Here is a 25,485-nt window from a genome sequence, read left to right as displayed (position 1 = left end):
TCGCGATTACTGCTTGGTGAACGTGCCCGTATAGGTGCGGTCGGCAAGCCCATAGGTGACGGCCAGCGTTCCGTCCGCCTGCATGACCGCGCTGACGTCCGCGCCATTGGGAAGGCGCCGCAGTTTCAACGTATTGCCGAAAATCTTGCCTTCGCCGTCGGCCACGCCAGGCTTGTTGTCGGCCACATCGCCCCAGGCGTAGGTGGCGGTGACATTGCCGCCGCGCGATATCGTCAGCACGGCGAGCTTGCCGTCATACATCCCATCCAGTTGTCCACCCCATATGCCGGAAAATGCGACATATTTGGCCGGAATGCCCTCGCCGGGGGGCATGACCCGCACTGACGGATCGAGGACCGCCGCACCGTCCGCAGAGATCGCGGCAGGCGCCATCGGCTGAGCTGCGGGCGCTGGCGGCGGGGATGACGGTTCAGGCGCCGATTGGCAGGCGACAAGCATGAATGCCGCGAAACCGAGCGTCGGAAAGAGACTGTTTGGTGGAGCCAATCGGAATCGAACCGACGACCTCTTGAATGCCATTCAAGCGCTCTCCCAACTGAGCTATGGCCCCACTCCGGCAGTCAGCCGGCGCCGTTGCCGGCGTAGAGGTCCGGCGCGGTTTTCAACACCGCGCCGTTTAGTGCAGGCGGCTTCTAACCCCGCCTTCCCTGAATATCAAGCCTGCAAGAACCGCTTTTTCGTCACAGCTCAAGAAAGCCGGCGAGCGCTAGGCCCGCGGCCGATCAGACCTCGTCGTCGTCGTCGCCGACGCCGATCATGTCGGCGACGTCATCGTCTTCTTCTTCTTCGTCGGCAAGGAAGGTATCGTCCTCGTCGTCGCCGAGATCCACATCGTCTTCGTCGTCGCCCAGATCGGGAAGGTCGTCGCCGGCCTTGACGTCTTCGTCGGCCTCTTCAAGCGAGACGACTTCAACGCCTTCTTCTTCCTCGGCGTCTACTTCCTTCTCGGCCACTTCCTCTTCCTCTTCGATGGCGGCAATCTTACCTTCCTCGAAGTAGGAACGCGGATAGGTCTTGCCCGTATACGGCGAGACGATCGGGTCCTTGTTCAGGTCGTAGAATTTTCGACCCGTCTCAGGGTCGACACGCTTTGTGCCAAGTTCATTTTTTGCCACGGCAAGCCTCGTCAATAAAAGAGTGGTCCCCATACCCACAGTTTACCGCGCTGTCAAAGCGAAAAGCCGGCGTCACAAAACCAAGTCCTGAAAGGCCTCGCGCCAAGTGACGGCCATGGGGATGACCATTTCCCCCCGCCGTGATACGAGACCGCCGCAACAAATGAAAAGCGCCGGTGCGCCGGCATTCCGTCCAGGGAAATTCCATGTCTCACGCCGCCGCTGCCAAGCCGGCCACCGCCCGCAAATCCTCAGCCCTTTCCGGCACCGCCCGCGTGCCGGGCGACAAGTCGATCTCGCACCGTTCCATGATGTTTGGCGGCCTCGCCTCCGGCGAAACCCGCGTCACCGGCCTGCTCGAAGGCGAGGATGTGATGCGCACAGCGGCGGCCATGAAGGCGATGGGCGCGCATATCGAGAAGCGTGGCGCCGAATGGGTGATCCGCGGCACCGGCAATGGCGCGCTGTTGCAGCCAGAAGGACCACTCGATTTCGGCAATGCCGGCACCGGTTCGCGCCTCACCATGGGTCTTGTCGGCACTTACGACATGGAAACGACCTTCATCGGCGACGCTTCGCTGTCGGGACGGCCGATGGGCCGCGTGCTCGAACCCTTGCGCCAGATGGGCGTGCAGGTGCTGAAGGCGACGCCGGGTGACCGCATGCCGATCACGCTGCATGGACCGAAACACGCCGCCCCCATCACCTACCGCGTGCCGATGGCTTCGGCGCAGGTGAAATCGGCCGTGCTGCTAGCCGGGCTGAACACGCCGGGCATCACCACCGTCATCGAACCGGTGATGACGCGCGACCACACGGAAAAGATGCTGAAAGGCTTTGGCGCCAACCTGTCGGTCGAGACGGACGAGCGCGGCGTGCGCCACATCTTCATCGAGGGCCAGGGCAAGTTGACCGGTCAAACCATCGCCGTGCCCGGCGACCCATCCTCGGCGGGCTTTCCGCTGGTCGCGGCCCTTATCGTGCCGGGTTCCGACATTGTCATCGAGAACGTGCTGATGAATCCGACGCGTACCGGCCTGCTTCTAACGCTGCAGGAAATGGGCGGCCAGATCGACATCTTGAACCCGCGCAATGCCGGCGGCGAGGATGTCGCCGATCTGCGTGTGCGCTATTCCGAGCTGAAGGGCGTTGCCGTGCCGCCCGAACGGGCGCCGTCGATGATCGACGAATATCCGGTGCTAGCCGTTGCCGCGAGCTTCGCTGAAGGCGAGACGCTGATGCAGGGCCTGGAGGAGCTACGGGTAAAGGAATCCGACCGGTTGGCGGCTGTCGCCACCGGCCTGAAGATCAACGGCGTCGACTGCACCGAGGGTGAAGCCTCGCTCGCGGTGCGCGGCAAGCCCGGCGGCAAGGGCCTGGGCGGCCACCCCAACGGCCAGGACACGACGGTGCAGACCCATCTCGACCACCGCATCGCCATGAGCTTTCTGGTGATGGGCCTGGCGACGGAAAAGCCGGTGACCATCGATGATGCCGCCATGATCGCGACGAGCTTTCCGGAGTTCATGGGGCTGATGAAGGGTCTGGGCGCGGAGATCGCTTGATGGCGCGGGACTTGTTAGCTGTCGCGACTTACCTCGGATTTGCGCTGGTCCCGTATTTGATTGAACGCATCGCCTTCAAGAAGAGCTTCGGTATCTTTGCGTTCCTTTTTTGGCTCTTTGCTCTGCAGTTCCTTGTCATGTTCGCTTCCGTTCATACCAGCGAGTTCCTGGAAAGAAACGGCTGGAGCATCCTTGCAGGAATTTCGCGCGCAATCGGCGCCATGGCTTTTGTAACAATTGGCGTCATACCCTTTATCTTGTTGCCCCTGTCGATTTTGATCGCTCTGGTGGTGCGGGGGTTCCGTCAATTCAGGCAAGTTAGATGACCCACACCTTCACCATCGCCATCGACGGTCCCGCCGGCGCCGGCAAAGGCACGCTCGCCCGCCGGCTCGCCGACCATTACCGCCTCAACCTGCTCGACACCGGCCTCACCTACCGCGCTGTCGCCTATGCGCTGATCCGGCACGCGCTGCCGCTCGACAATGTCTCGGCGGCTGAAACCGCCGCCCGTCAGGTCGATCTGGCAAAACTCGACCGGGCAGTGCTGTCGGCGCATGCGGTCGGCGAAGCGGCCTCGAAGGTCGCGGTTTACCCGACGGTGCGGCGCATCCTGGTCGAAAAGCAGCGCGACTTCGCCAAGACGCCGCCGGGTGCGGTGCTCGACGGCCGCGACATCGGCACCGTCGTGTGCCCCGATGCCGACATAAAACTCTATGTGACGGCGAGTGCAGAGGTGCGGGCGCAGCGGCGCCTGGCCGAGATCGAGAGCATCGGCGGCTCCGCCAATTTTTCCGAAATCCTCGCCGATATCGTGCGCCGCGACGAGCGCGACATGGGCCGCGCCGACTCGCCACTGAAGCCGGCCGCCGACGCGCACTTGCTTGATACCTCCGAAATGGCTATAGAGGCCGCGTTTCTGGCGGCCAAAGCGATCATCGACGACGCCCTGGCCAAGAGAGATAAAGCCTGATTGAAGGTTTTCCTCGAGTTTCCGTTGCTGGAAGCGAAGAAAATACCCATATCGGGCACGAACCAGCCTGCCAGCATTCTTCATGCGCCGGAATTGCCGCTTAGGCGGCCCAGGGCTTTTGTAGCCCGGAACGCCGGCAGGCCAACGCAACGCTAACCCACGGCGCCCGTCCCGCTTCCAGATGCGGGGCACTCCAGGAGAAAATATGTCAGCTGCAAATCCCACTCGCGACGATTTCGCGAGCCTGCTCGAAGAATCATTTACCACCGGTCACTCCGGCGAAGGTCAGGTCGTCAAGGGCACGATCCTGGCGATCGAAAAAGACATGGCCATCATCGATGTCGGCCTCAAGGTCGAAGGCCGCGTGCCGCTGAAGGAATTCGGCGTCAAGGGCAAGGACTCGACGCTCAAGGTCGGCGACACCGTCGAGGTCATGGTCGAGCGCATCGAGAACGCACTGGGCGAAGCCGTCCTGTCGCGCGACAAGGCCCGTCGCGAAGAGAGCTGGGTCAAGCTCGAAGAGAAGTTCACCAAGGGTGAGCGCGTCGAAGGCGTCATCTTCAACCAGGTCAAGGGCGGCTTCACCGTCGACCTCGACGGCGCCGTGGCCTTCCTGCCGCGCAGCCAGGTCGATATCCGCCCGATCCGCGACGTCTCTCCGCTGATGCACAACCCGCAGCCCTTCGAGATCCTCAAGATGGATCGCCGCCGCGGCAACATCGTGGTGTCGCGCCGCACCGTGCTCGAGGAAAGCCGCGCCGAACAGCGTTCGGAAATCGTGCAGAACCTCGAAGAAGGCCAGGTTGTCGAAGGCGTCGTCAAGAACATCACCGACTACGGTGCGTTCGTCGACCTCGGCGGCATTGACGGTCTGCTGCATGTCACCGACATGGCATGGCGCCGCGTCAACCATCCGACCGAAATCCTCAACATCGGTCAGACGGTCAAGGTGCAGATCATCCGCATCAACCAGGAAACCCACCGCATCTCGCTCGGCATGAAGCAGCTCGAGTCGGATCCGTGGTCGGAGATCGGCACCAAGTTCCCGATCGGCAAGAAGATCAAGGGTACCGTCACCAACATCACCGACTACGGCGCGTTCGTCGAGCTGGAGCCGGGCATCGAAGGCCTCATCCACGTTTCGGAAATGTCGTGGACCAAGAAGAACGTGCACCCCGGCAAGATCCTGTCGACGACGCAGGAAGTCGACGTTGTGGTGCTCGAGGTCGATCCGGCCAAGCGCCGCATCTCGCTCGGCCTCAAGCAGACGCTCGAGAATCCGTGGCAGGCTTTTGCCTCGAGCCATCCGGTCGGCAGCCAGGTCGAGGGCGAGGTCAAGAACAAGACCGAGTTCGGCCTGTTCATCGGCCTCGAAGGCGACGTGGACGGCATGGTGCACCTGTCCGACCTCGACTGGACCCGTCCGGGCGAGCAGGTCATCGAAGAGTACAATCGCGGCGACATGGTCAAGGCGCAGGTGCTCGACGTCGACATCGACAAGGAGCGCATCTCGCTCGGCATCAAGCAGCTGGCCAAAGATACGGTCGGCGAAGCGGCGACTTCAGGCGAACTGCGCAAGAACGCGGTCGTCACCTGCGAAGTCATCGGCGTCAAGGATGGCGGTCTGGAAGTGCGGCTGGTCGACAGCGGCATCGAGACCTTCATCAAGCGCTCGGACCTCAGCCGTGACCGCGACGAGCAGCGCCCCGAGCGCTTCACCGTTGGCCAGAAGGTTGACGCCCGCGTCATCGCCTTCGACAAGAAGACCCGCAAGCTGCAGGTCTCGATCAAGGCGCTGGAAATCGCCGAAGAGAAGGAAGCCGTCGCACAGTATGGCTCGACCGACTCCGGCGCTTCGCTGGGCGACATCCTCGGCGCCGCGCTGAAGAAGCAGGGCAACTAGCCCACCGCGTAACCATCAGCCGCGCCTCGCGCGCGGCCTGAACAAGAAACCCGCGGGCTGCAAGGCTCGCGGGTTTTTTCATGCGCGGTTGGCACAAGACAAAGACTGTGCGAGCCCTTCAATTCCATATTTGCGCCTGTAGGCTCCGGCGTATGTCAGAGAAGCAATTCGCATGAAGGTCGTCGAACTCTATCGCTATCCGGTCAAGAGCTTGCGCGGCCATGCCGTGTCGAGCGCCGACATCGAGACCATGGGCATGGAAGGCGACCGTCGCTGGATGGTCGTCGACAAGGACGGACAATTCCTCACCATTCGCCAGATACCGGCAATGACGACGATCGACGTCGAGCATCGCGCCACGGGCATCCTGCTCAGACATGACAGGCATGGCTCGCATGCCGTCGGAGTTCCGTCCCCAGGTGCCGCGCTCCGCCAGGTCAAGGTCTGGAAGGATGTGGTTGCAGCAAGATCGGGCGATCCGGCCGCCGGCGCATATCTCTCGGCGATTCTTGGCCGGCCCGTCGATCTCGTTTATTTCGACGATCCGAAGAACCGGCCGGTCGACCCGGAATTCGGCCAGCCCGGCGACTATGTCGGCTTTGCCGACGGTTTTCCGTTGCTGATCGCCACGACGGGCTCGCTGCACCATCTGAACAGTCATCTTGCCAGGCCCATCGAGATGGCGCGGTTTCGCCCGAACATCGTCCTCGACGCTGAAGGCGCATGGCCCGAAGACAGCTGGAGGACGATCCGCATCGGCGCTGTCGAGTTGCGCATCGCAAAGCCCTGCTCGCGCTGTGTCATCACCACCCGCGATCCGTTGAGCGGCGAGCAGCCGGATCCACGCGAACCGCTGCAGACCCTTGGCAAACTCCATCGCTCGGCCAAGGGCGGCATCATCTTCGGCCAGAATGCGATACCGAACAACGCCGGCACAATCGCCATCGGCGACGCAGTCGAGGTCATCGAGGCGGGCGTCTCGAACCTGACATAGTCGCGGGTTCTTCTAGTGCGTAGCAGCGTTGGCGACCGCCATGCTTGAAGGGCCGGAAGCCAAACCATCGGAGGCCCTATGACCCGTATCGGTTTTGTCGCAGCATTCCTGCTGGCCGGCACAGTGGCGGCGTCGGCGGCGTTACCGCCCTACTGGCAGCGCAAGGCCGAGATCGACGCCATCACCGACAGCGGCGATGTTGCGCGCAGGCTGGAAAATCACGGCCCGATCGACGTGATCGAGCATATCGGAAACGACCACTACCGGGTGGGCGGCGGCGGCTGCACGCTCGATGTGTTTATCGTCAACGATACGAGCGCGGAACCGATGCCGGGCCCGCGCAAATTCAAGCTGCAGATAGGCACGCTCGTCTGCAAATGAGTTGCACCGCGGCAGCGTCGCCTCAGGCGCGGCCGTAAAGTGGCACCAGCGTACCGCTCATCGCCAGATTGGCCGGTGATGCCAGATAGGCGATGGCTTCGGCGGCAGCTTCCAGGCTGACCCATTTGGTGGCATCGGCATCGGGCATGTCGGCGCGGTTGGCGGGCGTATCGAGCGTCGAGGGCGCGACAGCGTTGACCAGAATGCCCTTGTGCTTCAGCTCTTCCGCCATAGCCACCGTCATCGCCGCGACAGCGGCCTTGCTCGCGGTATAAGCGACCATGCCGGCGCCGCGGCGCGGGTCGAGCCCGGCGCGCGCCGTGACATTGACGATGCGACCCGCCGTGGTTGAGGCGAGCATCGAGCGCACGGCAGCGCGGCAGCACAGGAAGGCAGTGCGCGCGTTGGTGTCCATCATTTCGGCAAAGGATGCGGATTCGATCTTTTCCACCGGCGCCATGGCAAAGCCGCCGGCCAGGTGGATAGAGGCCCACAGTTCGGGGACGCCGGCATAGAAGGCATCGACCTTGGCCGGATCGGCGAGGTCGACATTATGCGCCAGCTTGACGCGCTCATGCGCCGAAAAGGGAAAATGCGAAGGGGCCGAGGCGTGCGCATTGGGCACGTGGCATATGGTGCCGTCGGCCAGCAATTTGCCGACAACCGCCGCACCCAGCGCTCCAGTGCCGCCGGTCACCACGATATGCCTGCCTTGAAGTGTTTCCGTCATCCTGGACCGCTCCTGTAATTTCTTATGATTATGTCGTTCTTTCGCCGCGCCCGACGCAGAGCGTCGCGCCTTTTTAGCGATCACTCAACCGCCATCTCGACATGGCAGTGTTGCGTCTTTGCATCGCTCGAACCTGCCGGCCCCCGCTTTGCCGGCGCATGGATGTACGGCGGATGGCAAGGCGTCAGTCGATGGTGATTTCGATGACATGGGGCAGGCCGGTTGCGCGCGCGCGTTTGAGCGCATCGGCAAGATCCGCGGTCCCGGCAAGCCGTTCGGCTGATATGCCGTAGGCCTCGGCCAGCTTGCAGAAATCCGGAGGCGCCGGCGACACGCCGACCGGCTCGACGCCGACATCGAGCATCGAGGTCTCGATCTCGCGATAACCCCGGTTGTTCCAGACGACGAAGATGACCGGCGCCGGCGCATCGAGCGCCGCGCCCAGTTCCGGCAAGGTGAACTGGAAGCCGCCATCGCCAGTGAGGCAGACCACCGGCACGCCGGGCATGGCGAGGGCTGCGCCGATCGCCGCCGGCGGCCCGTAGCCGAGTGCGCCGAAGCCGGTGGCGGCGTTGAACCAGCCGCCCGGCCGGTCATGGTCGTAATAGAGATTGGCGGCATAGATCGGCTGTGTGGAATCGCCGACGATGATGGCGCCCGGCAAGGCGTCGCGGATGGTTTCCACCGCATGCACCTGCGCGGCATAGGCAGGGCTGAGCTCGGCAAAGGCCGCCTTTCGTGCTGCGGCGGCGCGGACCCCGCCGTCCTTCGCGGCTATGTGAGAGGAGCCGATCGCGCCGAGCAGCGCTTCAATCGCCTCCGCGCAATCGGCCTGGATGCCGACGCTGACCGGGCGGCGGGCGAGCTGATCGGCACCGATATCGATGCGGATGAGATTGGCCGGCAGCACAAACCCGCCATCGCTGTAGCCGTCATAGTCGGTCGGGCCGAATTCGGTGCCGGCGGCGATGACCAGATCGGCGTCGGCCATCAGCGCACGCACCGCCTTAAGGCTGGGACTGGCGGGCACGCAAAGCGGATGCGCGTGCAGCAGGCCGCGCGCATTGGCGGTCTGGACGACAGGCGCGCCGAGCCGTTCGGCCAGGCGCTGCAATGGCTCACCGGCGCGCTTGGCGCCGCCTCCGGCCAGGATCAGCGGCCGGCGCGCCGCGGCGATCAATTTGGCGGCTTCGGCAATGGCCGCGCCATCCGGCGCCGGCGGCGCAGCATTGGTGAGCAAGGCAGCAATACCGTCGGCCGGTTTGACCATGACGTCGGTCGGGATCTCGATATGCACGGGGCCCGGCCGCGAGGACGAGAACAGCGCGAAGGCCTGCGCCAGCGCGCCCGGCAATTCGCTGGCCTCGGTGACGCGTTGCGAAAACAGCGCCACCTTTTCCATCATGCCGCGCTGGTCCGGCAGTTCGTGCAGGAAGCCCAGCCCCTTGCCCAGCGTCGGCATCGCGTTGACGCCGGAAATCACCAGCATCGGCACCGAATCGGCGCGCGCCTGGCCCATCGCGGTGATGGTGTTGGTCAGCCCCGGTCCGGTGATGACGAAAGCCACGCCCGGCCTGCCGCTGGCACGCGCATAGCCGTCGGCCATGAAGCCGGCGCCCTGTTCGTGGCGCGGCGTGACATGGCGGATTTTCGAGCGCGCCAGCCCGCGGTAAAGCTCGACCGTGTGGACGCCGGGAATGCCGAAGACGGTGTCGACGCCATGCGCTTCGAGCAGCGTGATGAGGGCTTCGCCGATGGTGGTCATTGGTTTCCTCCCGTTAGCACCGATCACTGTTCAGCGGAAACAGTGATCGGCTCTACCTCTTTGTTTTTAACGCAATTCCGGACGGAAAACCGCTTCTCACTTTTCCTGGAATTGCTTGTCCGGCGCGAGGCCGAGCTCGGCCTCTATGGCTTTGATGCCTATCGCCGCCAATTCGCCAGGCGAGAACATCTCTGCGGCCAGACAGCCTTCGATCCAGAGCCCGTCGATGATCGCGTTGATCGCGATGGCATGGCGGCGCAGCTCGCTTGCCCCCGGCTTGCGCTGTTCGGCGGCAAGCACTTCGGCCACGACCGCTTCCACCTCGTTGCGAAAGCCGAGATAGCCTTCGCGGTGCGCTCGGGCGAGCGCCGGATCAGCACCTGCGCGGCCGATGAAGGTTGCCCAGAGCGAAAACACCCGCGCGTCGATGATCGGCGCGTTGAGGTTGGCGGTGACGAAGGCCGCAAGGCGTTGGCGCGGCGAAGAATTTTCCATGAGCAATGCCGCCTTCGCCTGCTCGGTCATGCGGCCCATCAGCGTTGCATAGGCTTCCTGCAGCAGTTCCTCCTTGCCGGGGAAATAGTGCCGGATCAGCCCGGCGGTGACACCGGCGCGCAACGCGATGGTGCGCAGGCTGGCGCCCTCCAGGCCATGTTCCGCCACGCTGGCAAGCGTCGCATCGATCAAATCCTGGCGCCGCCGCTCCTCGCCCTCGCGACGGAACTTGCGGCGCTCATTCATTGCCGCAGGATGGGCCGCGTCAGGCATGTCGGCCCACCTTCGCAGGCGATGCAGAGCGCATCCGCATCGAAGATTTCAACCGTGCAGCCGGCGGCTTCCATCGCGGCCCTGGTCTTGGGAAAGCCTGCTACGGCAATGACCTTGTGCGGGCTGGTTGGCAGCACGTTCAGGCTGAGGCCGTTCGAAGTGGCAAACTCTTCCGCGTCGCCTTCGACCAGCCGGATGCCGCGCGCCTTCAGCAGCTGATAGAACGGAGCCGGCAAAAGCGGCGAATAGACCAAAGCGAGGTCGTCGGCCAGCGGGCTGATCACCGACATCAGATGCAGGCATGCCTCTTCGCCCTGCCACAGCGGCAGATCGAAGCCGTAGACCGAAATGTCGAGTGGCGACAGCAGGTTGGAAACCTGCTGGATGCCTTCCTGGTTGGAGCGCACACCGCGTCCGATCACCAGCGTGCTGTTATCCAGCCATACGCAATCACCACCTTCGACCTGGCCGGGAGCCTCGACGCGGCCGAGGATAGGAATGCCCAGGCGTCGATAGGTTTCCTCATGCAGCGATGGCTCACTCTCGCGCAATGGCTTGCCCATGGACAGGATCAGCGCGCCGTGGTCGGTCATCAGCGATGGGTCGTGCGTGAACACCGAATCCGACAGTCCGTCGGCCTTGTCATCGATCCATTCGATTTCCGCGCCGGAAGCTGCCACCAGTTCAGCGAGGGCCGCGTGCTGCGACGCCGCTTTCGCCGGGTCGAAACCCGGGCCATAGTGCCAGGTAGCCCTGTCGGCGCCGCGCATGGCATTGGCCGCCGACCGCATCAGCACACGCCGCAACGGCGCCGCCATGGACTGTGATCCGAAAGCGCTCATCAGTGCCCTTTTCAATGCCGTGTTCAAGGTGAAAAAAATGGAAGAAATTTCATAGAAAGCTATTTATACACTTGCACAATAAGGCCGCAAGTGCCGTAATGAGCGGGATTGACGGGCTCGCGCTGTTGGGTCCATGCTGAAGTCTGGAGTGGGCATCACAGCGTATGTTGATTAGCCGGATAGACGTTCGACGATCTGCGGTCGACCCTGTGGTAGAGGTCACCCGGTGAGCGCGGTGGGAGCCGCCGCAGTCCAATCCGGCAAGGCGCAAGACGGCGCCGCCGAAGCCATCCATGTCGAGAACCTGCACAAGAAATTCGGCCAGCTGCATGTGCTGAAGGGCGTTTCGCTGTCGGCGCGCGACGGCGAGGTGATCGCCATCATCGGCGGCTCCGGCTCCGGCAAATCGACGCTGCTGCGCTGCATCAACTGCCTGGAAAATCCGACCAGCGGCATCATTCGCGTCAATGGCGAAGAGATCAAACTCAAGGCCGACAGCCACGGCCATACCATTCCTGCCGACCGCCGGCAGATCGAGCGCATCCGCTCCAAGCTCGGCATGGTGTTCCAGAACTTCAATCTGTGGAGCCACATGACGCTGATCGAGAACGTCATCGAGGTTCCGGTGCATGTGCTGGGCGTCAAGCGCGATGTCGCGATCCACGACGCCGAGAAGCTGCTGGCACGCGTCGGTCTCGCCGAAAAGCGCGACGTCTATCCGGCCTATCTCTCCGGCGGCCAGCAGCAGCGCGCGGCAATCGCCCGCGCCTTGGCTATCAACCCGCGTGTCATGCTGTTCGACGAGCCCACATCGGCGCTCGATCCGGAACTGGTCGGCGAGGTGCTGAAGGTGATCGGCGACCTGGCACGCGAGGGGCGCACCATGGTGCTGGTGACGCATGAAATGAAGTTCGCCCGCGAGGTCGCGACCCACGTCGTCTACCTCTACAACGGGCTGGTCGAGGAAGAGGGGCCGCCGGAGCAGATCTTCGGCGCACCGAAATCCGAAAGGCTGAAGCAGTTCATCCGCAACATCGGCTAGGAAGGCCGGGACGGAAGAAAACCGGGAACCAACAACAAACTGGGAGTCGTGACTATGAAGACTGTTCTGAAAACATTCGCCGCAGCGCTGCTGCTCGGCGTGGCCGCCATGGGCGTGGCCAAGGCCGATCCGGTCAAGATCGGCGTCGCCGCCGAGCCCTATCCGCCCTTCACCTCGCCGGATGCCTCAGGCAAATGGGTCGGCTGGGAAATCGACTTCATCGACGCCGTCTGCGCCGAGGAAAAGCTTGACTGCGTCATCACCCCTGTCGCCTGGGACGGCATCATCCCGGCGCTGACGACCAAGAAGATCGACCTCATCGTCTCCTCGATGTCGATCACCGCCGAACGCGAGAAGACCATCGACTTCTCCGACAAGTATTATAACACGCCGACCGCCATCATCGGCCCGAAGGACCAGAAATTCGGCGCCACGCCGGACGATCTCAAGGGCAAGGTCGTCGGCGTCCAGGTGTCGACGGTACATGCCGTCTACGCCAAGAAGCACTTCACCGGGGCTTCCGAGATCAAGGAATACCAGACCCAGGACGAAGCCAACAACGATCTTGCCGCCGGCCGTCTCGATGCGGTCCAGGCCGATTCGATCGCGCTCGGCGAATTCCTGAAGTCGGACCAGGGCAAGGCCTGCTGCGACCTGAAGGGCATGGTGGCTCCCGACGACGAGGTGCTTGGACCGGGCGTGGGCGCTGGCGTGCGCAAGGAAGACACCGAGCTGAAGGGCAAGATCAACGCCGGCATCAAGGCGATCCGCTCGAACGGCAAATATGACGAGATCTCGAAGAAGTACTTCGATTTCGACATTTATGGTGGCGGCGGCGCGCAGTCGAACTGACGATCCTCGCATGAGCTAGGGGGCATGGCGCCAAGCCATGCCTCCCTGCCCGATCTTTCCCAGACATGCTTGCCGCCGGCGCTGCCGTCGGCGGTGAGAGCCAGCAATCCGGGGGCGACGCTGATCGACGCACTTCTTTCGGCCTCGGCGGCCGGCATCATCGAGCTTCTTTCGCCCTACCCGCCGGGCTGGGGCGGCACGCTGTTGCTTGGCCTGCTCCACTCGATCGAGATCGCGGTTGGCGCCACGGTCCTCGGTCTCCTGATCGGCACCGGTGGCGCCTTTGGCAAGCTCTATGGCGGGCCGGTCGTGCGCGACCTGCTCGCCGTCTACACCACCGTGGTGCGCGCTGTGCCCGAACTGGTGCTGATCCTGCTGCTCTATTATGCCGGGACGGATCTGATCAACCAGGCGCTGACCGCAATGGGCTACCAGCGCGTCGACATCAGCGGTCTTGCCGCAGGCATCGCCGTGCTCGGCTTCGTCCAGGGCGCCTATTCGACCGAGGTGATCCGCGGTGCGATCCTGGCCATTCCTCAAGGGCAGATCGAAGCGGCCCGTGCCTATGGCATGTCGCCCGGCCTGATGCTGCGGCGCATAACGTTGCCGGCCATGCTGCCCTTCGCCATACCGGGCTTGGCCAATCTGTGGCTGATCGCCACCAAGGACACAGCCCTTCTGGCGGTCGTCGGTTTTTACGAACTGGCGCTGGCGACGCGGCAGGCCGCCGGCGTCACCAAAGCCTACTTCACCTTCTTTTTCGCCGCGGGCGTTCTCTATCTCATATTGTCGCTGGTCTCCAACCTGCTCATCGGCCGCGTCGAGGCCTGGTCGCGGCGCGGCATGCCTTCGCTCAAGGATGCGCGCTGATGGCCGGAGAGGCGACCCTCATCAACGCTGCCGCGCGGACGTCGCTATGGCTGCAGCCGCATCGCATCGTGCTGATCCTGATCGCAATCGCGCTGGTTTTCGGTGCAGCCTTCTTCATGCGCTGGGACTGGCTGCCGCAATATTACGAAATGGGACTTCTCGGCATCTGGCGCTCGCTGTGGATCCTGGCCGTCACCTGCTTTCTCGGCTTCCTGCTTGCGGTACCGCTCGGGCTGGCGCAGGCCACCGGCTCGTTCTGGTTTTCCGCCCCCGCCAAGACATTCTGCACCGTCATCAGGGGCACGCCGCTGCTGATCCAGCTCTGGCTGCTCTATTACGGGCTGGGCTCGCTGTTTCCGCAATATCCATGGATCCGCGAATCCTGGATGTGGCCGTATCTGCGCCAGGCCTGGCCCTATGGCGTGCTGGCGCTGACCTTGTCCTTCGCCGGCTACGAGGGCGAGGTAATGCGCGGCGCCTTTGCCGGCGTGCCCAAGGGGCAGCTCGAGGCCGCCCGCGCCTTCGGCATGAGCCGCTGGAAGATTTTCCGCCGCATCTGGCTGCCGCAGGCCATCTACCGGGCGCTGCCGACGCTGACCGGCGAAACCGTTCTGCAGCTGAAGTCGACGCCGCTGGTGGCGACGATCAGCGTCATCGACATCTTCGCCGTCTCGTCCAAGGTGCGGCAGGACACCTATCTCACCTACGAACCCTTGCTGCTCCTGGCGCTGATCTACATGACAATCACCGGCATTCTGGTGTTCGCCTTCAGCAAGATCGAGGCGCGGATTCCAAACAAAGTTGGATAGGGAATAGGCAGTGGTGAGTAGTAGGTAGTAAGTAGCGAGGATATGGCCGCGAACCCGCTTGCTTTCCCTATTCCCTACTGACAACTCCCTACTCACTCATCACCAATCCAAGGTCCCCCACCATGCAACTCTCTCTCGACCAGGCAACAGGGCTTTGCCGGATGGCGGCACTCGGCGCCGGCGCCAATGAAGAGGCGGCGCAGTCGCTCACCGCCTCGATCATCGCCGCCGAGGCGGAAGGGCTTTCGACCGTCGGGCTGAGCCACTTCATCGACTACCTCGAAGCGCTGGAAGCCGGCCGCATCGACGGCAATGCCGATCCGGTGATCACAAGGCCGGCGCTCGCCGTCTATCTCTCCGATGCGCGCGGCGGCCTGGCGCATACCGGCTTCGACCGCACCATCGACGACCTCGCCAAGGCGGCAAAGCTGTTCGGCGTCGCCATCTTCTCGCAGAAGAACGCCTATACGTGCGGCGCGCTCGGCTATTTCACCGGCCGTCTCGCGCAGCTGGGGCTGGTTTCTTTCGCCGCCACCAACGGACCGGCGGTGCTGGCCGGCTCCGGTTCGGTCAAGCCGGTCTATTGCACCAATCCGATGTCGTTTGCGGCACCCGCCGCCGATGGCGCACCGCTGGTCATCGACCAGTCGTCGAGCGCCACCGCCTTCGTCAACATCCGCAAGGCGGCCGAGGACGGCAAGAAGATCCCCGAAGGCTGGGCGCTGGACGCCAGCGGCAATCCGACCACCGATCCGGCCGCGGCCATGAAAGGCGCCATGCTGGCCTTCGGCGGCCAGCGCGGCGCCAACATCGCGCTGATGGTCGAGGTGCTGGCGGCCGGCCTGTCGGGCGCCAACTGGTCGCTCGACGCGCCATGGTTCTCCGGCGGACCGGACAGCCCGGGAACCGGCCTGTTCGTGCTGGCCGTCGAGCCAAAACTGCTCGATCCGGATTTCGAGCAGCGCATGAAGGACCAGCTCGACCGGCTGCGCCGCCGCTTCGGCGTGCGCGTGCCGGGCCGGGCGCGGGCCGAAGCGGCGGAAAAGGCACAGGCGCGCGGCATCAATGCCCCCAAGGCGGTGGTGCAGCGCATTTCCGAATTCGCCGAGCGCTATTCGGGCTGAAGCAGTCCCAACCAGGAGCTCGACTTGGATACTCCGGAAATGACCTGGACGAGGCTGGATCGTCTGAAGGAAGCCCCGCCTCTTTTTCGCGGGTCGCTGTTTCGCTACCGGAAGATGGCGCCCATAAAGGAAATCATCGACTACATGCTTTTTGAAACGCATGAGGCGTCAGGTCTGGGTCTTATTCGAGATTCCGGATACGGCGCGGGCAACGTACTCGTATTTCTTCCGGCGGAGGCGAGGGTCTCGCGCGACAAGGTGGCCATTTCGCCCGAATGGCTAAGGCGCAACTGGCAAAACTGGGTGGACAGCGATTGCAGCGCCGACCAGGTCTGGGTTTGCCTTGGTGGCCGCCCGGCACCGGACAAACTACCCGAAGAATAGTTGCTCGCAGCGTTGAACCTTTTCCGGTGGGACTGCGACCAATAGCTGCCGGGTTGGGTTTGCCCGGTCGGTGTCTTCTGTCGGATGCGTTTAGGGCCGGGCGGGCGTATGCCGTCTCAGGTCAGCCGCCTCGAGCCCTGTCTCGACCGTTGCGTCACCCAGAAAACCCCGCCTCGGCGGGGTTTTCTGCGCTTCTTGCTCCGCGCACTAAACATGATGGCGAAAGTTAACTTTTGTTAACTTGACTTGCCGGGAGCCATGGGGCGTTTTCGAGCGATCATCACAACGACAGGAGCTACGATGTCCGTGACCACCGACGCTTCCCGCGGCAGACTGATCATCCCACTGTTTGGCCGCCTGTATTCGTCGTTGCATGACGGCGTCGAAACCCTTCTGCGCGTCGTCACCGGCGGGTTTCTCACCATCCACGGCTCGCAGAAGATCACCAACCCTTTCGGCGCCGCCGAAATGGTCGAGGGTCTCGGTTTCTATCCCGGCGCGTTCTGGTCCCTGCTTTTGTCCTGCACCGAATTCTTCGGCGGCATTTTGATCGCCATCGGCCTGTTGACCCGCCCGGCCGCCTTCGCCGGCATGTTTGTGTTGCTGGTCACCGTCTGGTTCCACTGGATCACGGTTGGCCAAGGTTTTTCCGGCGCTGAAAAGTCGCTGCTGTGGGCGGCGATCCTCTTGTTCTTCGCCATCCGCGGCGGCAACCGCCAGTCGGTCGACGCACGCATCGGGAAGGCCTTCTGACAGGTCGAAACTAGGGGTGACAGCGACGACGCGTCACCCTTTGCCTTTGGCCCAAAACGGACTATGAAACGGCTTCAGCCAAGCTTTCGAGCGCCGGAGCCAGCCATGACCGAAATCCTGCAAATCCCAAAGCTCGTGGTCGTCTTCGGCGGCTCCGGTTTTGTTGGCCGCCACATCGTGCGGGCGCTGGCCAAGCGCGGCTACCGCATCCGCGTGCCGGTACGCCGGCCCGATCTCGCGGGCCATCTGCAGCCGCTCGGCAATGTCGGCCAGATCCAACCGGTGCAGGCCAATGTGCGCGTGCGTTGGTCGGTCGACCGCGCCGTGCAGGGCGCCGACCACGTCATCAATCTGGTCGCCATCCTGCATGAGACCGGCCGGCAGAAATTCAACACCGTGCACGAATTCGGCTCCCGCGCGGTGGCCGAAGCCGCGCGCTCGGTCGGCGCCGGCCTCACCCACATTTCGGCGCTGGGCGCCGACCTCAACGCCGAGTCCGACTATGCCCGCACCAAGGCGCTAGGTGAAAAGGCCGTGCTGGAGACCATCCCCGACGCCGTGATCTTCCGTCCCTCGATCAATTTCGGACCGGAGGACAGCTTCTTCAACCGCTTCGCCGACATGGCGCGCTATTCGCCGGTGCTGCCGCTGATCGGCGGCGGCCAGACCAAGTTCCAGCCGGTCTATGTCGGCGACGTCGCCGAGGCGGTGGCGCGCTCGGTCGAAGGCAAGATCAAGGGCGGCCAGATCTACGAGCTGGGCGGGCCACAAGTGCTCACCTTCAAGCAATGCATGGAAGAGCTGCTGACCGTCATCGAACGCAAGCGGCTCTTGGTGCCGGTGCCGTGGTGGGTGGCCAATCTGCAGGCCTCGATCCTCGGCCTGCTGCCCAACCCGCTGCTGACCAAGGACCAGGTGCTGCAGCTGCGCGAGCACAACATCGTCTCGGAGGCGGCGACCAAGGAGAACAGGACACTTGCCGGCCTCGACATCCAGCCGCAGTCGATCGGCACCATCCTGCCGAGCTACCTCTGGCGCTTCCGCGCCGCCGGCCAGTTCCAGCGCAAGCCTGCCAGCATCGCTTAGCTAAGCTAGCTAGAGGCGGCGTGTCACCTGCATCGGCAGGCCGCCCTGCGGTTGCGTCGTCAGCTTCTGCACCGGCCATGGCTTGGTTTCGGATGTCACATCGAAGCGGAAACGCGACAGCATGATGGCGAGCGCAATGATCGCCTCCTGCATGGCGAAGCTGGCGCCGATGCAGATGCGCGGACCGGCGCCGAAAGGCAGATACTGGAAGCGGTCGATTTTTTCACGATTTCCTGGATGGAAGCGCTCGGGCATGAAGGCGTCGGGCCTGTCCCACAATTTTCTGTGGCGGTGCACGACCCATGGCATCACCAGCACGGCGGCGCGCTTGGGCAGCACCAGATCGTTCCAGGTCTCGGTCTCGATCGGCTCGCGGTTGATCGACGGCGCCGGCGGGTAGAGCCGCAGCGCCTCCTCGAAAGCAGCGCGGGTGAACGGCATGGCGTCGAGCCACTTCGTCGGGTCGGGTTCGCGCGCCAGCACGGCATCGATCTCGCGCTCGATCCTTTCGCGCTCCCATGGCGCCTCGGCGAGCAAGTAGAGCGTCCAGCCGAGCGCCCGCGCCGTGGTCTCGTGGCCGGCGCCGATGAAGGTGATGATGTTGTCCTCGACCTCGGCCCGCGTCAGCCCGTCCGGGCCTTCGGCCCTGAGCAGAAGCGTCAGGAAATCCTGCGGCGCGGTGTCTGGGTCGCGCTTCAGCCGCTCCTCGCGCATCTTGACCGTATCGGTGACGATCTTGCGGAAATAGGCCATGGTCTTGCGGCCGCGAATGCGGGTCAGCCGCGGCAGCCATTCGGGCGCGCGCAACAGGTCGAGCGGATCGACACGGCCCATGGTCTCGAACAGGCGGTCGATCTCCTGCGCGAAACTGCCTGGCTCGCCCGAAATCTCGCCGGAAAACAGCGTTTCGGCCAGAATGTCGTAGGTGAGCAGCGTCATGTCATGGGCGATATCGGACATACCGCCCTCTTCGTAGCGGGTGACGAACTGCATCGTGCGGCGCAGCATCGGCTCGGCGAAGCCGAAGATGTGGCGCGGCGTGAACACCGGCGCCATCGCCTTGCGCGAGCGCTTCCACACCTCGCCTTCGGCGGTCAGCAGGCCGTCGCGCAGGATCGGCCGCAGGATCATCTGACGCACCGTCGCCATCTTGTAGTTTTTGGCATTGTCGATCAGCACATGGCGGATGAGGCCGGGATCGTTGGCGACGATCAGATGCCCGCCGACGCCATTCGCCGAAATCCAGGGTTCGTTGTAGGTGTGCTCGCCCCACAATTCGAGCGGGTTGCGGTAGACGATCCGCATCATCTCCAGCGTCGAAGGCGGCGTCGTGCGCGGCTTGGGCGCCGGCGGCACGAAGGGGGCGGGCTGCGTGTCCATGAGGTACTCCGCTGATGCCTCAATGTAGTGGCTGGCAATCGGGGCGTCCATGTGACCGAAGGGTAAGCCGGAACGTGGTATCGCGGGCATGCTTCAACACGAGTGTTCATCGGATCGTGACCGCCTGTGAAACGGCTGCGTCTTGTCCGACAGGACACTCTGCAGTAGGGGACAGTCACCAACAGATACTACCAACCGCCCAGGAGAGCCCGCCTTGAAGCACCAGCTGAACATCATCATCGGCAGCACGCGGCCGGGCCGCGCCGGGCCGGTCTTCGCCCACTGGCTGGAGGGTTTTGCGCGCGAACACGGCAAATTCGAACCGGTGCTGACCGACATTGCCGCATTCCAGCTGCCGGTCCTGGACGAACCGCACCACCCCAGGCTCGGCAATTATCAGAACGACCACACCAAAGCCTGGTCGAAGGCCATCGATGCCGCCGACGCCTTTGTGTTCGTGGCGCCGGAGTACAATTATTTCGCCGCGCCGGCGATCGTCAACGCGATCGACTACCTCCTCCGCGAATGGAAATACAAGCCGGCTGCCATCTTCAGCTATGGCGGCGTCTCCGGCGGCCTGCGCGCCGCGCAGGCGCTGAAGCCGCTGCTGACCTCCGTCGGCATCATGCCGATCCCTGAAGGTGTCGCGCTGCCACTGTACCAGAAACTGCTGGAGGCAGACGGCTCCTTCAAGGCCAGCGAGCAGGTGCAGGGCGGCACCAAAGCCATGCTGGACGAGCTGTCGCGCTGGAGCGAAGCGCTGAAGCCGATGCGGGCGGCGTAAAGCAGCCGGTTTTCGGCCAGAAGCCCGGCTTGCTCATGCCATAAAGAGGTGGAATGGTTGGCAGGTGACTGAGCCGGGGGCGGTTCGACTTGCGGTTTTTGTTTGCCTTGCTGCTGATGCTTGCGACCACCGCAACCGCGGTGGCGGAGCGGCGCGTGGCGCTGGTCCTTGCCGACGATGACTACCGGCTGGTGCGGAAGCTCTCCAATCCGGTCAATGACGGCGAGGCGATGGAGGCGGCGCTGAAGAAGCTCGGCTTCGAAGTCGTGCTCGAAACCAATCGCGACCTCAGGCGCATGCGCCGCGCGCTCGACGATTTTCGCGAAGACGCCAAGGGCGCCGATGTGGCGCTGGTGTATTTCTCCGGCCATGGCGTCGAAATCTCCGGCGACAACCGGTTGTTGCCGGTCGACGCCGATGCCTCCTCGCTCGACCAGCTGGAAAAGACCAGCCTGCCGCTGGAGGAGGTGCGCGACGCCGTTGCCACCACCGCCAAGGTCGGGCTGATCGTGCTCGATGCCTGCCGCAGCGATCCGTTCACGGGTGGTGGTGGCGAAGGACGCGGCGCGGCATCGCTGATCAAGGATCTGGTCGACAAGGTCAAGCCTGGCCTCGGCCGCATCGGAAAGGCGGAAAACATCCTGTTCGCCTTTTCGGCCGCACCTGGCGAGACAGCCGCGGACGGAACCGGCGCGAATTCGCCCTTCACGGCGGCGCTGACCAAATATCTCGGCACCGACGGGCTTGAGATACGCTCGGTGCTGACCCTGGTGCAGCAGGAGGTCTATGACCTCAGCCGCGGCAAGCAATTGCCCTATGTCGAAAACGGACTGCCAAAACTGTTCTTTGCCTCGGCGGCCAAGGAGCAATTGCCGGAGCGCGAACGCCTGCTGCTCGCCATGGCGGATGTGACGCCGGAAATGCGTGGCGCGGTCGAACGGATCGCCAGCGACGCCGACATGCCGCTGGCGCCGCTCTATGGCGCGCTGATCAGCACAGATACCAGCCATCTCTCCGGCGAAAGCCTGGACGCCAAGTTGCGCGAGGCGGCCGATGCCTTCGTCAAGGTGCAGGGCGAGATGAAGACGCTCGCCGCCGACGACCCGAAGGTGACCGAACTGCGCCACCAGGCCGAGGAGCAATTGTCGCTTGGCGCTTTCGATGGCGCACGCGTGATCCTTGCCAAGGCCGCCGACATCGACAATGTCTCGCGCACCACATTGAAGTCCAAATTCGTCAGCCGCACGCTTTCCGAGGCTGCGACACGATTTCTCTCAGGCGGGGCGGCGCGCGCCAGCCTGGATTACGCGACTGCCATCAGCGACTATGAATCGGTGCTGGCACTCTATGGCGAGGCCGGACAGACCTCGCTCAGCCTGGAACAGGCCGACCGCCAGAGCCGCACGCTGGAGGAACTCGGTATCCTCTATACGACGGTCGGCAATGTCGAGGCGGCCGGCCGCGCCTTTACCGCACTGCTGGCCAATCTCGAGCAGCGGGCACGCCAGGAGAGCGACCCCAGCGTCAAACGCGATCTCGCCATCAGTCATATCAAGCTCGCCAACATCAAGATGGCGCAAGGCGACCTGCCGGCCTCCCTGCAAAGCTATGAGGCGGCCCGGGACATGCTGCAGGACCTGACTGCAAGGGTTCCAGACAAGAAGGGCTGGCTCGGCGATCTGGCCATGGCGAACGACAAGATCGGCAATGTGCTGGCGACGCAAGGCGATGTGGGTGCGGCGGCTCAAGCCTATCAGAAGAGCCTGTCGCTCAAGCAGCAATTGGCCGACGCGGAGCCGAACAGCGTCTATCTGCTGCGCGACCTGACCATTACCTATGATGAGATTGGCGATCTTGCGCGTACCGCCGGCCAGCTGGACGGCGCCCAGACGGCATTCGAAGAGAGCCTCAGAATTCGGCTGGCGCTGGCTGACAACAAACCCGACGACCCTGAGCACCAGCGCGCCGTCTCCGTCAGCTACACCAGGATCGGCGACGTCATGCGCCAGCGTGGCGACCCTGCCGGCGCTTTGGCAGCCTACAACAAAAACCAGGCGATCGCCGAAGCGCTGGCGCGCCGCGACCCCAACGATACCGATTTGAAGCGCGACCTGTCGGTCGGTTACGCCAAGATCGGCAACGCGCTCAGCGACCAGAAGGATTGGCAGCCGGCACTGGAGTCCTATCAGCAGGCATTGGCCATAGCGCACGAGCTTGCCGCGAGCGACCCCGGAAACACCGATTGGCAGCGTGACCTGTCGGTCAGCCTGGAAAAGGTTGCCGGTGTGCTCAATGCCCAGGGTGATGTCAGCGGGGCATTGCAAAACTATCAGGATAGCCTTGCCATTGCAGACCGGCTGGCCAAGCTCGACCCTGCCAATTCCGACTGGCAACGCGATCTGTCGATCACGTTCGAGGAAATCGGCTTGCTGGAAACCAAGCAACGGCACTTCGAGGGCTCCAAGAACGCCTTCGAAGCCAGCCTCGGCATTCGCCAGAAGCTCGCTCAGTCCGATCCGGACAATGCGATCTGGCAATTCGATCTCGTGCAGGCCTACATCAACTACGCCTATGTGGCGAAGGATCCGAAGGCGGCGCTGACCAAGGCGTTGAACATCACTTTGGAGCTCGATCGCACCGGGCGGCTGGCGCCCAGGGACAAACCCACGATCAAATATCTGCGCGGCCTTCTGGCCAAACTCGGCGCTCGAAAAAAATAGCCGGCTGCCGGCTGGGGATTCGGCCTCGAAATCCCCGCAAACCTTGGAAAAACCGCCTTTAGCGCCTATATCTAGGCAATATCAGAGGCGCGATTCGGGGCCGATTTTTCGCGCTGTACAAGCGGCATCTAGACAACAGGTTTTCATGAGCGATCAGAGCGACAACACCAACGGCGCCGAAGCCGAATACGGCGCCGATTCCATCAAGGTTTTGAAGGGGTTGGACGCCGTCCGCAAGCGGCCGGGCATGTATATCGGCGACACCGACGACGGCTCGGGCCTGCACCACATGGTCTATGAGGTGGTCGACAACGCCATCGACGAGGCGCTGGCCGGCCATGCCGACCTGGTGACGGTGACGCTTAATCCCGATGGTTCGGTCACCGTTATCGACAATGGGCGCGGAATTCCGACCGATATCCACACCGGCGAAGGCATTTCGGCGGCCGAAGTCATCATGACGCAGCTGCATGCCGGCGGCAAATTCGACCAGAATTCCTACAAGGTGTCGGGCGGCCTGCATGGCGTCGGCGTCTCGGTGGTCAATGCGCTGTCGGCCTGGCTGAAGCTGAAAATCCGCCGCAATGGCCAGATTTTCGAAATGAGCTTCACGCATGGCAATTCCGACGCGCCGCTCAAGGCCACCGGCAGCTATGAACAGGACAAGCAGCCCGGCACCTATGAAGGCCGCAGCGGCTCCGAAATCACTTTCTTTCCGTCGTCCGAGACCTTCACCATGGTCGAGTTCGATTTCGGCACGCTGGAACATCGGCTGCGCGAACTCGCTTTCCTGAATTCGGGCGTGCGCATCATTTTGACCGATGCCCGCCATGCCGATCTCGTGCGCCATGAGCTGCACTATGATGGCGGCCTGGAAGAGTTCGTCAAATATCTCGACCGGGTCAAGAAGCCGCTGATCGACAAGCCGATCGCCATCAAGGCTGAGCGCGACGGCATCACCGTCGAAGTGGCGATGTGGTGGAACGACAGCTACCACGAGAACGTGCTGGCCTTCACCAACAACATCCCGCAGCGCGATGGCGGCACCCATCTGGCCGGCTTCCGCGGCGCGCTGACGCGCCAGATCACCGGCTATGGCGAGTCCTCGGGCCTGACCAAGAAGGAAAAGGTGGCGCTGATCGGCGACGATTGCCGCGAAGGCCTGACGGCGGTGCTGTCGGTCAAGGTTCCCGACCCGAAATTCTCCTCGCAGACCAAGGACAAGCTGGTCTCGTCCGAGGTGCGCCCGGTGGTCGAGGGCCTGGTCAACGAGGCGCTCGGCACCTGGCTCGAAGAACACCCGACCGAAGGCAAGGTGGTCATCGACAAGGTGATCCAGGCGGCCGCGGCGCGCGAGGCTGCGCGCAAGGCGCGCGACATCACCCGCAAGAGCTCGCTCGGCGTCACCTCGCTGCCCGGCAAGCTCGCCGACTGCCAGGAACGCGACCCGGCGAAATCTGAAATCTTCATCGTCGAGGGTGACTCCGCAGGCGGCTCGGCCAAGGGTGGCCGTTCGCGCCAGAACCAGGCGATCCTGCCGCTGCGCGGCAAGATCCTCAATGTCGAGCGCGCCCGCTTCGATCGCATGCTCGGTTCCGAGATGATCGGCACGCTGATCACCGCGCTCGGCACGTCGATCGGCAAGGACGAGTTCAACGCCGACAAACTGCGCTACCACAAGATCATCCTGATGACCGACGCCGACGTCGACGGCGCCCATATCAGGACCTTGCTGTTGACCTTCTTCTTCCGCCAGATGCCGGAGTTGATCGAGCGCGGCCATCTCTACATCGCCCAACCGCCGCTCTACAAAGTGACGCGCGGCAAGAGCTCGCAATACATCAAGGACGAGAGCGCCTTCGAGGAGTTCCTGATCGGCTCCGGGCTGGAAGAGGCGTCGCTGACGCTTGCCTCCGGCGAAGCGCGGGCCGGACAGGATCTGCGCGGCTCCATCGACGACGCGCTGGCCGTGCGTCAGCTGATCAACGGGCTGCACACGCGCTACAACAGGGGCGTGGTCGAACAGGCGGCGATTGCCGGCGCGCTCAATGCCGATGTGCTCAACGACCTCGGCCGCGCCAACGCCATGGCCGAACGCGTCGCCCGGCGCCTCGACATCATTGCCGAGGATACCGAGCGCGGCTGGACCGGCCGGCTGTCGACCTCTAATGAAGGCGTCGGCGGCTATGTGTTCGAGCGCACGGTGCGCAGCGTCAAGGAATTTGCGCAGATCGACGCCGGGCTGATCAATTCGGCCGACGCACGCCAGCTCGATCGCTATGCGCCGCGCCTCACCGAGGTCTATGGCGAACCGCCGGTGCTGCGCCGCAAGGATGTCTCGGAAACCATTTCGGGGCCGCTAGCGCTGCTCAACGCGGTGTTTGCGACCGGCCGCAAGGGCCTGACCATGCAGCGCTACAAGGGCCTTGGCGAAATGAATGCCGAGCAGCTGTGGGAAACCACGCTCGACCCGAATGTGCGCTCGCTGCTGCAGGTCAAGGTCAATGACGCGACCGATGCTGACAGTTTGTTTTCGCGGCTGATGGGCGACGAGGTCGAACCACGGCGCGAATTCATCCAGGACAATGCGCTGTCGGTCGCCAATCTGGATATCTGAGGGCTTG

At 63.5% G+C, this 25,485-nt stretch carries 24 protein-coding genes and 1 tRNA gene; 17 read left to right on the top strand and 8 right to left on the bottom strand.

Annotated features, from left to right (window positions below; genetic code table 11):
• Window positions 1-6 precede the first annotated feature (6 nt).
• The 3 genes from AC1DZ8_RS03540 to AC1DZ8_RS03530 all read right to left on the bottom strand — a co-directional run bounded on the left by AC1DZ8_RS03540 (window position 7) and on the right by AC1DZ8_RS03530 (window position 1,136).
• A complete protein-coding gene (locus tag AC1DZ8_RS03540) occupies window positions 7-393 on the bottom strand; it encodes a hypothetical protein (RefSeq protein ID WP_477308815.1) in 387 nt (128 codons plus the stop codon).
• 102 nt (window positions 394-495) lie between these two features.
• Window positions 496-571 (bottom strand) — tRNA-Ala (locus tag AC1DZ8_RS03535).
• A 172-nt stretch (window positions 572-743) separates the two neighbouring features.
• Window positions 744-1,136 carry a TIGR02300 family protein gene (locus AC1DZ8_RS03530; RefSeq protein ID WP_181056631.1) on the bottom strand — a complete coding sequence of 131 codons (393 nt, stop codon included), beginning with the start codon at window positions 1,134-1,136 and terminating at the stop codon, window positions 744-746.
• Between the two features lie 206 nt (window positions 1,137-1,342).
• Here AC1DZ8_RS03530 and aroA point away from each other — a divergent pair, with 206 nt between their 5' ends.
• From aroA to AC1DZ8_RS03500, 6 genes are all read left to right on the top strand, one after another.
• Window positions 1,343-2,701 carry a 3-phosphoshikimate 1-carboxyvinyltransferase gene (gene aroA, locus AC1DZ8_RS03525; RefSeq protein WP_477400317.1) on the top strand — a complete coding sequence of 453 codons (1,359 nt, stop codon included), beginning with the start codon at window positions 1,343-1,345 and terminating at the stop codon, window positions 2,699-2,701.
• The gene (locus tag AC1DZ8_RS03520; RefSeq protein ID WP_477308811.1) at window positions 2,701-3,027 is read left to right on the top strand and encodes a hypothetical protein; all 327 of its coding nucleotides are present in this window, start codon (window positions 2,701-2,703) and stop codon (window positions 3,025-3,027) included. The genes aroA and AC1DZ8_RS03520 overlap by 1 nt, the downstream gene beginning before the upstream one ends.
• Window positions 3,024-3,674 (top strand): (d)CMP kinase, encoded by a 651-nt coding sequence (gene cmk / locus AC1DZ8_RS03515; RefSeq protein ID WP_477308809.1) that lies wholly within the window; start codon window positions 3,024-3,026, stop codon window positions 3,672-3,674. Before AC1DZ8_RS03520 ends, cmk begins: the two co-directional genes overlap by 4 nt.
• Before the next feature lie 205 nt (window positions 3,675-3,879).
• Window positions 3,880-5,577, top strand: a complete 1,698-nt coding sequence (gene rpsA / locus AC1DZ8_RS03510; RefSeq protein ID WP_015314259.1) for a 30S ribosomal protein S1 — start codon at window positions 3,880-3,882, stop codon at window positions 5,575-5,577.
• A gap of 172 nt (window positions 5,578-5,749) precedes the next feature.
• A complete protein-coding gene (locus AC1DZ8_RS03505; RefSeq protein ID WP_477308805.1) occupies window positions 5,750-6,571 on the top strand; it encodes an MOSC domain-containing protein in 822 nt (273 codons plus the stop codon).
• Window positions 6,572-6,649: 78 nt separating this feature from the next.
• Window positions 6,650-6,952, top strand: coding sequence for a hypothetical protein (locus tag AC1DZ8_RS03500; RefSeq protein WP_477308803.1), 303 nt, complete (start codon window positions 6,650-6,652; stop codon window positions 6,950-6,952).
• A 22-nt stretch (window positions 6,953-6,974) separates the two neighbouring features.
• On the opposite strand, the gene AC1DZ8_RS03495 is transcribed toward AC1DZ8_RS03500, so the two are convergent.
• From AC1DZ8_RS03495 to AC1DZ8_RS03480, 4 genes are all read right to left on the bottom strand, one after another.
• A complete protein-coding gene (locus AC1DZ8_RS03495) occupies window positions 6,975-7,682 on the bottom strand; it encodes an SDR family NAD(P)-dependent oxidoreductase (RefSeq protein ID WP_477308801.1) in 708 nt (235 codons plus the stop codon).
• 184 nt (window positions 7,683-7,866) lie between these two features.
• Entirely contained in the window at window positions 7,867-9,447 is a 1,581-nt protein-coding gene (locus AC1DZ8_RS03490) for a 5-guanidino-2-oxopentanoate decarboxylase (RefSeq protein WP_477400316.1), read from the bottom strand.
• Window positions 9,448-9,543: 96 nt separating this feature from the next.
• A complete protein-coding gene (locus AC1DZ8_RS03485) occupies window positions 9,544-10,215 on the bottom strand; it encodes a TetR family transcriptional regulator C-terminal domain-containing protein (protein WP_477308797.1) in 672 nt (223 codons plus the stop codon).
• Window positions 10,185-11,057, bottom strand: a complete 873-nt coding sequence (locus tag AC1DZ8_RS03480) for a dimethylarginine dimethylaminohydrolase family protein (protein WP_477308795.1) — start codon at window positions 11,055-11,057, stop codon at window positions 10,185-10,187. The genes AC1DZ8_RS03485 and AC1DZ8_RS03480 overlap by 31 nt, the downstream gene beginning before the upstream one ends.
• A 226-nt stretch (window positions 11,058-11,283) precedes the next feature.
• On the opposite strand from AC1DZ8_RS03480, the gene AC1DZ8_RS03475 reads away from it, so the two are divergent.
• The 8 genes from AC1DZ8_RS03475 (at window position 11,284) to AC1DZ8_RS03440 (ending at window position 17,977) form a co-directional block, all read left to right on the top strand.
• The gene (locus tag AC1DZ8_RS03475) at window positions 11,284-12,099 is read left to right on the top strand and encodes an ABC transporter ATP-binding protein (RefSeq protein ID WP_477308793.1); all 816 of its coding nucleotides are present in this window, start codon (window positions 11,284-11,286) and stop codon (window positions 12,097-12,099) included.
• A 54-nt stretch (window positions 12,100-12,153) separates the two neighbouring features.
• The gene (locus tag AC1DZ8_RS03470) at window positions 12,154-12,951 is read left to right on the top strand and encodes a transporter substrate-binding domain-containing protein (protein WP_477308791.1); all 798 of its coding nucleotides are present in this window, start codon (window positions 12,154-12,156) and stop codon (window positions 12,949-12,951) included.
• 156 nt (window positions 12,952-13,107) lie between these two features.
• Window positions 13,108-13,821: an ABC transporter permease gene (locus AC1DZ8_RS03465; protein ID WP_312037248.1), complete on the top strand. Its 714-nt coding sequence runs from the start codon at window positions 13,108-13,110 to the stop codon at window positions 13,819-13,821.
• Window positions 13,821-14,630, top strand: coding sequence for an ABC transporter permease (locus tag AC1DZ8_RS03460; RefSeq protein WP_477308789.1), 810 nt, complete (start codon window positions 13,821-13,823; stop codon window positions 14,628-14,630). The genes AC1DZ8_RS03465 and AC1DZ8_RS03460 overlap by 1 nt, the downstream gene beginning before the upstream one ends.
• Before the next feature lie 122 nt (window positions 14,631-14,752).
• On the top strand, window positions 14,753-15,754 hold the full coding sequence (locus AC1DZ8_RS03455) for an Ldh family oxidoreductase (protein WP_477308787.1): 1,002 nt from the start codon (window positions 14,753-14,755) through the stop codon (window positions 15,752-15,754).
• A 24-nt stretch (window positions 15,755-15,778) separates the two neighbouring features.
• Window positions 15,779-16,138, top strand: a complete 360-nt coding sequence (gene imm45 / locus AC1DZ8_RS03450) for an Imm45 family immunity protein (protein WP_477308785.1) — start codon at window positions 15,779-15,781, stop codon at window positions 16,136-16,138.
• Between the two features lie 300 nt (window positions 16,139-16,438).
• Entirely contained in the window at window positions 16,439-16,891 is a 453-nt protein-coding gene (locus AC1DZ8_RS03445; protein ID WP_477308783.1) for a DoxX family protein, read from the top strand.
• A 105-nt stretch (window positions 16,892-16,996) separates the two neighbouring features.
• Entirely contained in the window at window positions 16,997-17,977 is a 981-nt protein-coding gene (locus tag AC1DZ8_RS03440) for a complex I NDUFA9 subunit family protein (protein WP_477308781.1), read from the top strand.
• Between the two features lie 9 nt (window positions 17,978-17,986).
• Here AC1DZ8_RS03440 and AC1DZ8_RS03435 read toward each other — a convergent pair whose 3' ends face one another.
• On the bottom strand, window positions 17,987-19,357 hold the full coding sequence (locus AC1DZ8_RS03435) for a cytochrome P450 (protein ID WP_477308779.1): 1,371 nt from the start codon (window positions 19,355-19,357) through the stop codon (window positions 17,987-17,989).
• 214 nt (window positions 19,358-19,571) lie between these two features.
• Between AC1DZ8_RS03435 and AC1DZ8_RS03430 the strand changes: the two genes are divergently transcribed.
• The 3 genes from AC1DZ8_RS03430 to gyrB all read left to right on the top strand — a co-directional run bounded on the left by AC1DZ8_RS03430 (window position 19,572) and on the right by gyrB (window position 25,478).
• Entirely contained in the window at window positions 19,572-20,141 is a 570-nt protein-coding gene (locus tag AC1DZ8_RS03430) for an NADPH-dependent FMN reductase (RefSeq protein WP_477308777.1), read from the top strand.
• A gap of 89 nt (window positions 20,142-20,230) precedes the next feature.
• Entirely contained in the window at window positions 20,231-22,861 is a 2,631-nt protein-coding gene (locus tag AC1DZ8_RS03425; protein ID WP_477308775.1) for a caspase family protein, read from the top strand.
• A 145-nt stretch (window positions 22,862-23,006) separates the two neighbouring features.
• Complete coding sequence (gyrB, locus tag AC1DZ8_RS03420) at window positions 23,007-25,478, top strand: DNA topoisomerase (ATP-hydrolyzing) subunit B (protein WP_477308773.1); 2,472 nt, start codon at window positions 23,007-23,009, stop codon at window positions 25,476-25,478.
• Window positions 25,479-25,485 lie beyond the last annotated feature (7 nt).

The organism is Mesorhizobium sp. P2_F7, assembly GCF_056403695.1.
This window is presented reverse-complemented; position numbering and strand designations above follow the sequence as displayed.

Bases quoted from the DNA above. Each gene is read 5' to 3' on its own strand.
- AC1DZ8_RS03540 (WP_477308815.1), bottom strand. From the start codon at position 393: ATGGCGCCTGCCGCGATCTCTGCGGACGGTGCGGCGGTCCTCGATCCG.
- AC1DZ8_RS03505 (WP_477308805.1), top strand. From the start codon at position 5,750: ATGAAGGTCGTCGAACTCTATCGCTATCCGGTCAAGAGCTTGCGCGGC.
- AC1DZ8_RS03470 (WP_477308791.1), top strand. From the start codon at position 12,154: ATGAAGACTGTTCTGAAAACATTCGCCGCAGCGCTGCTGCTCGGCGTG.
- AC1DZ8_RS03495 (WP_477308801.1), bottom strand. From the start codon at position 7,682: ATGACGGAAACACTTCAAGGCAGGCATATCGTGGTGACCGGCGGCACT.
- AC1DZ8_RS03500 (WP_477308803.1), top strand. From the start codon at position 6,650: ATGACCCGTATCGGTTTTGTCGCAGCATTCCTGCTGGCCGGCACAGTG.
- AC1DZ8_RS03490 (WP_477400316.1), bottom strand. From the start codon at position 9,447: ATGACCACCATCGGCGAAGCCCTCATCACGCTGCTCGAAGCGCATGGC.
- AC1DZ8_RS03435 (WP_477308779.1), bottom strand. From the start codon at position 19,357: ATGGACACGCAGCCCGCCCCCTTCGTGCCGCCGGCGCCCAAGCCGCGC.
- AC1DZ8_RS03460 (WP_477308789.1), top strand. From the start codon at position 13,821: ATGGCCGGAGAGGCGACCCTCATCAACGCTGCCGCGCGGACGTCGCTA.
- AC1DZ8_RS03485 (WP_477308797.1), bottom strand. From the start codon at position 10,215: ATGCCTGACGCGGCCCATCCTGCGGCAATGAATGAGCGCCGCAAGTTC.
- cmk (WP_477308809.1), top strand. From the start codon at position 3,024: ATGACCCACACCTTCACCATCGCCATCGACGGTCCCGCCGGCGCCGGC.
- AC1DZ8_RS03445 (WP_477308783.1), top strand. From the start codon at position 16,439: ATGTCCGTGACCACCGACGCTTCCCGCGGCAGACTGATCATCCCACTG.
- rpsA (WP_015314259.1), top strand. From the start codon at position 3,880: ATGTCAGCTGCAAATCCCACTCGCGACGATTTCGCGAGCCTGCTCGAA.
- AC1DZ8_RS03520 (WP_477308811.1), top strand. From the start codon at position 2,701: ATGGCGCGGGACTTGTTAGCTGTCGCGACTTACCTCGGATTTGCGCTG.
- AC1DZ8_RS03440 (WP_477308781.1), top strand. From the start codon at position 16,997: ATGACCGAAATCCTGCAAATCCCAAAGCTCGTGGTCGTCTTCGGCGGC.
- AC1DZ8_RS03455 (WP_477308787.1), top strand. From the start codon at position 14,753: ATGCAACTCTCTCTCGACCAGGCAACAGGGCTTTGCCGGATGGCGGCA.
- gyrB (WP_477308773.1), top strand. From the start codon at position 23,007: ATGAGCGATCAGAGCGACAACACCAACGGCGCCGAAGCCGAATACGGC.
- AC1DZ8_RS03480 (WP_477308795.1), bottom strand. From the start codon at position 11,057: ATGAGCGCTTTCGGATCACAGTCCATGGCGGCGCCGTTGCGGCGTGTG.
- aroA (WP_477400317.1), top strand. From the start codon at position 1,343: ATGTCTCACGCCGCCGCTGCCAAGCCGGCCACCGCCCGCAAATCCTCA.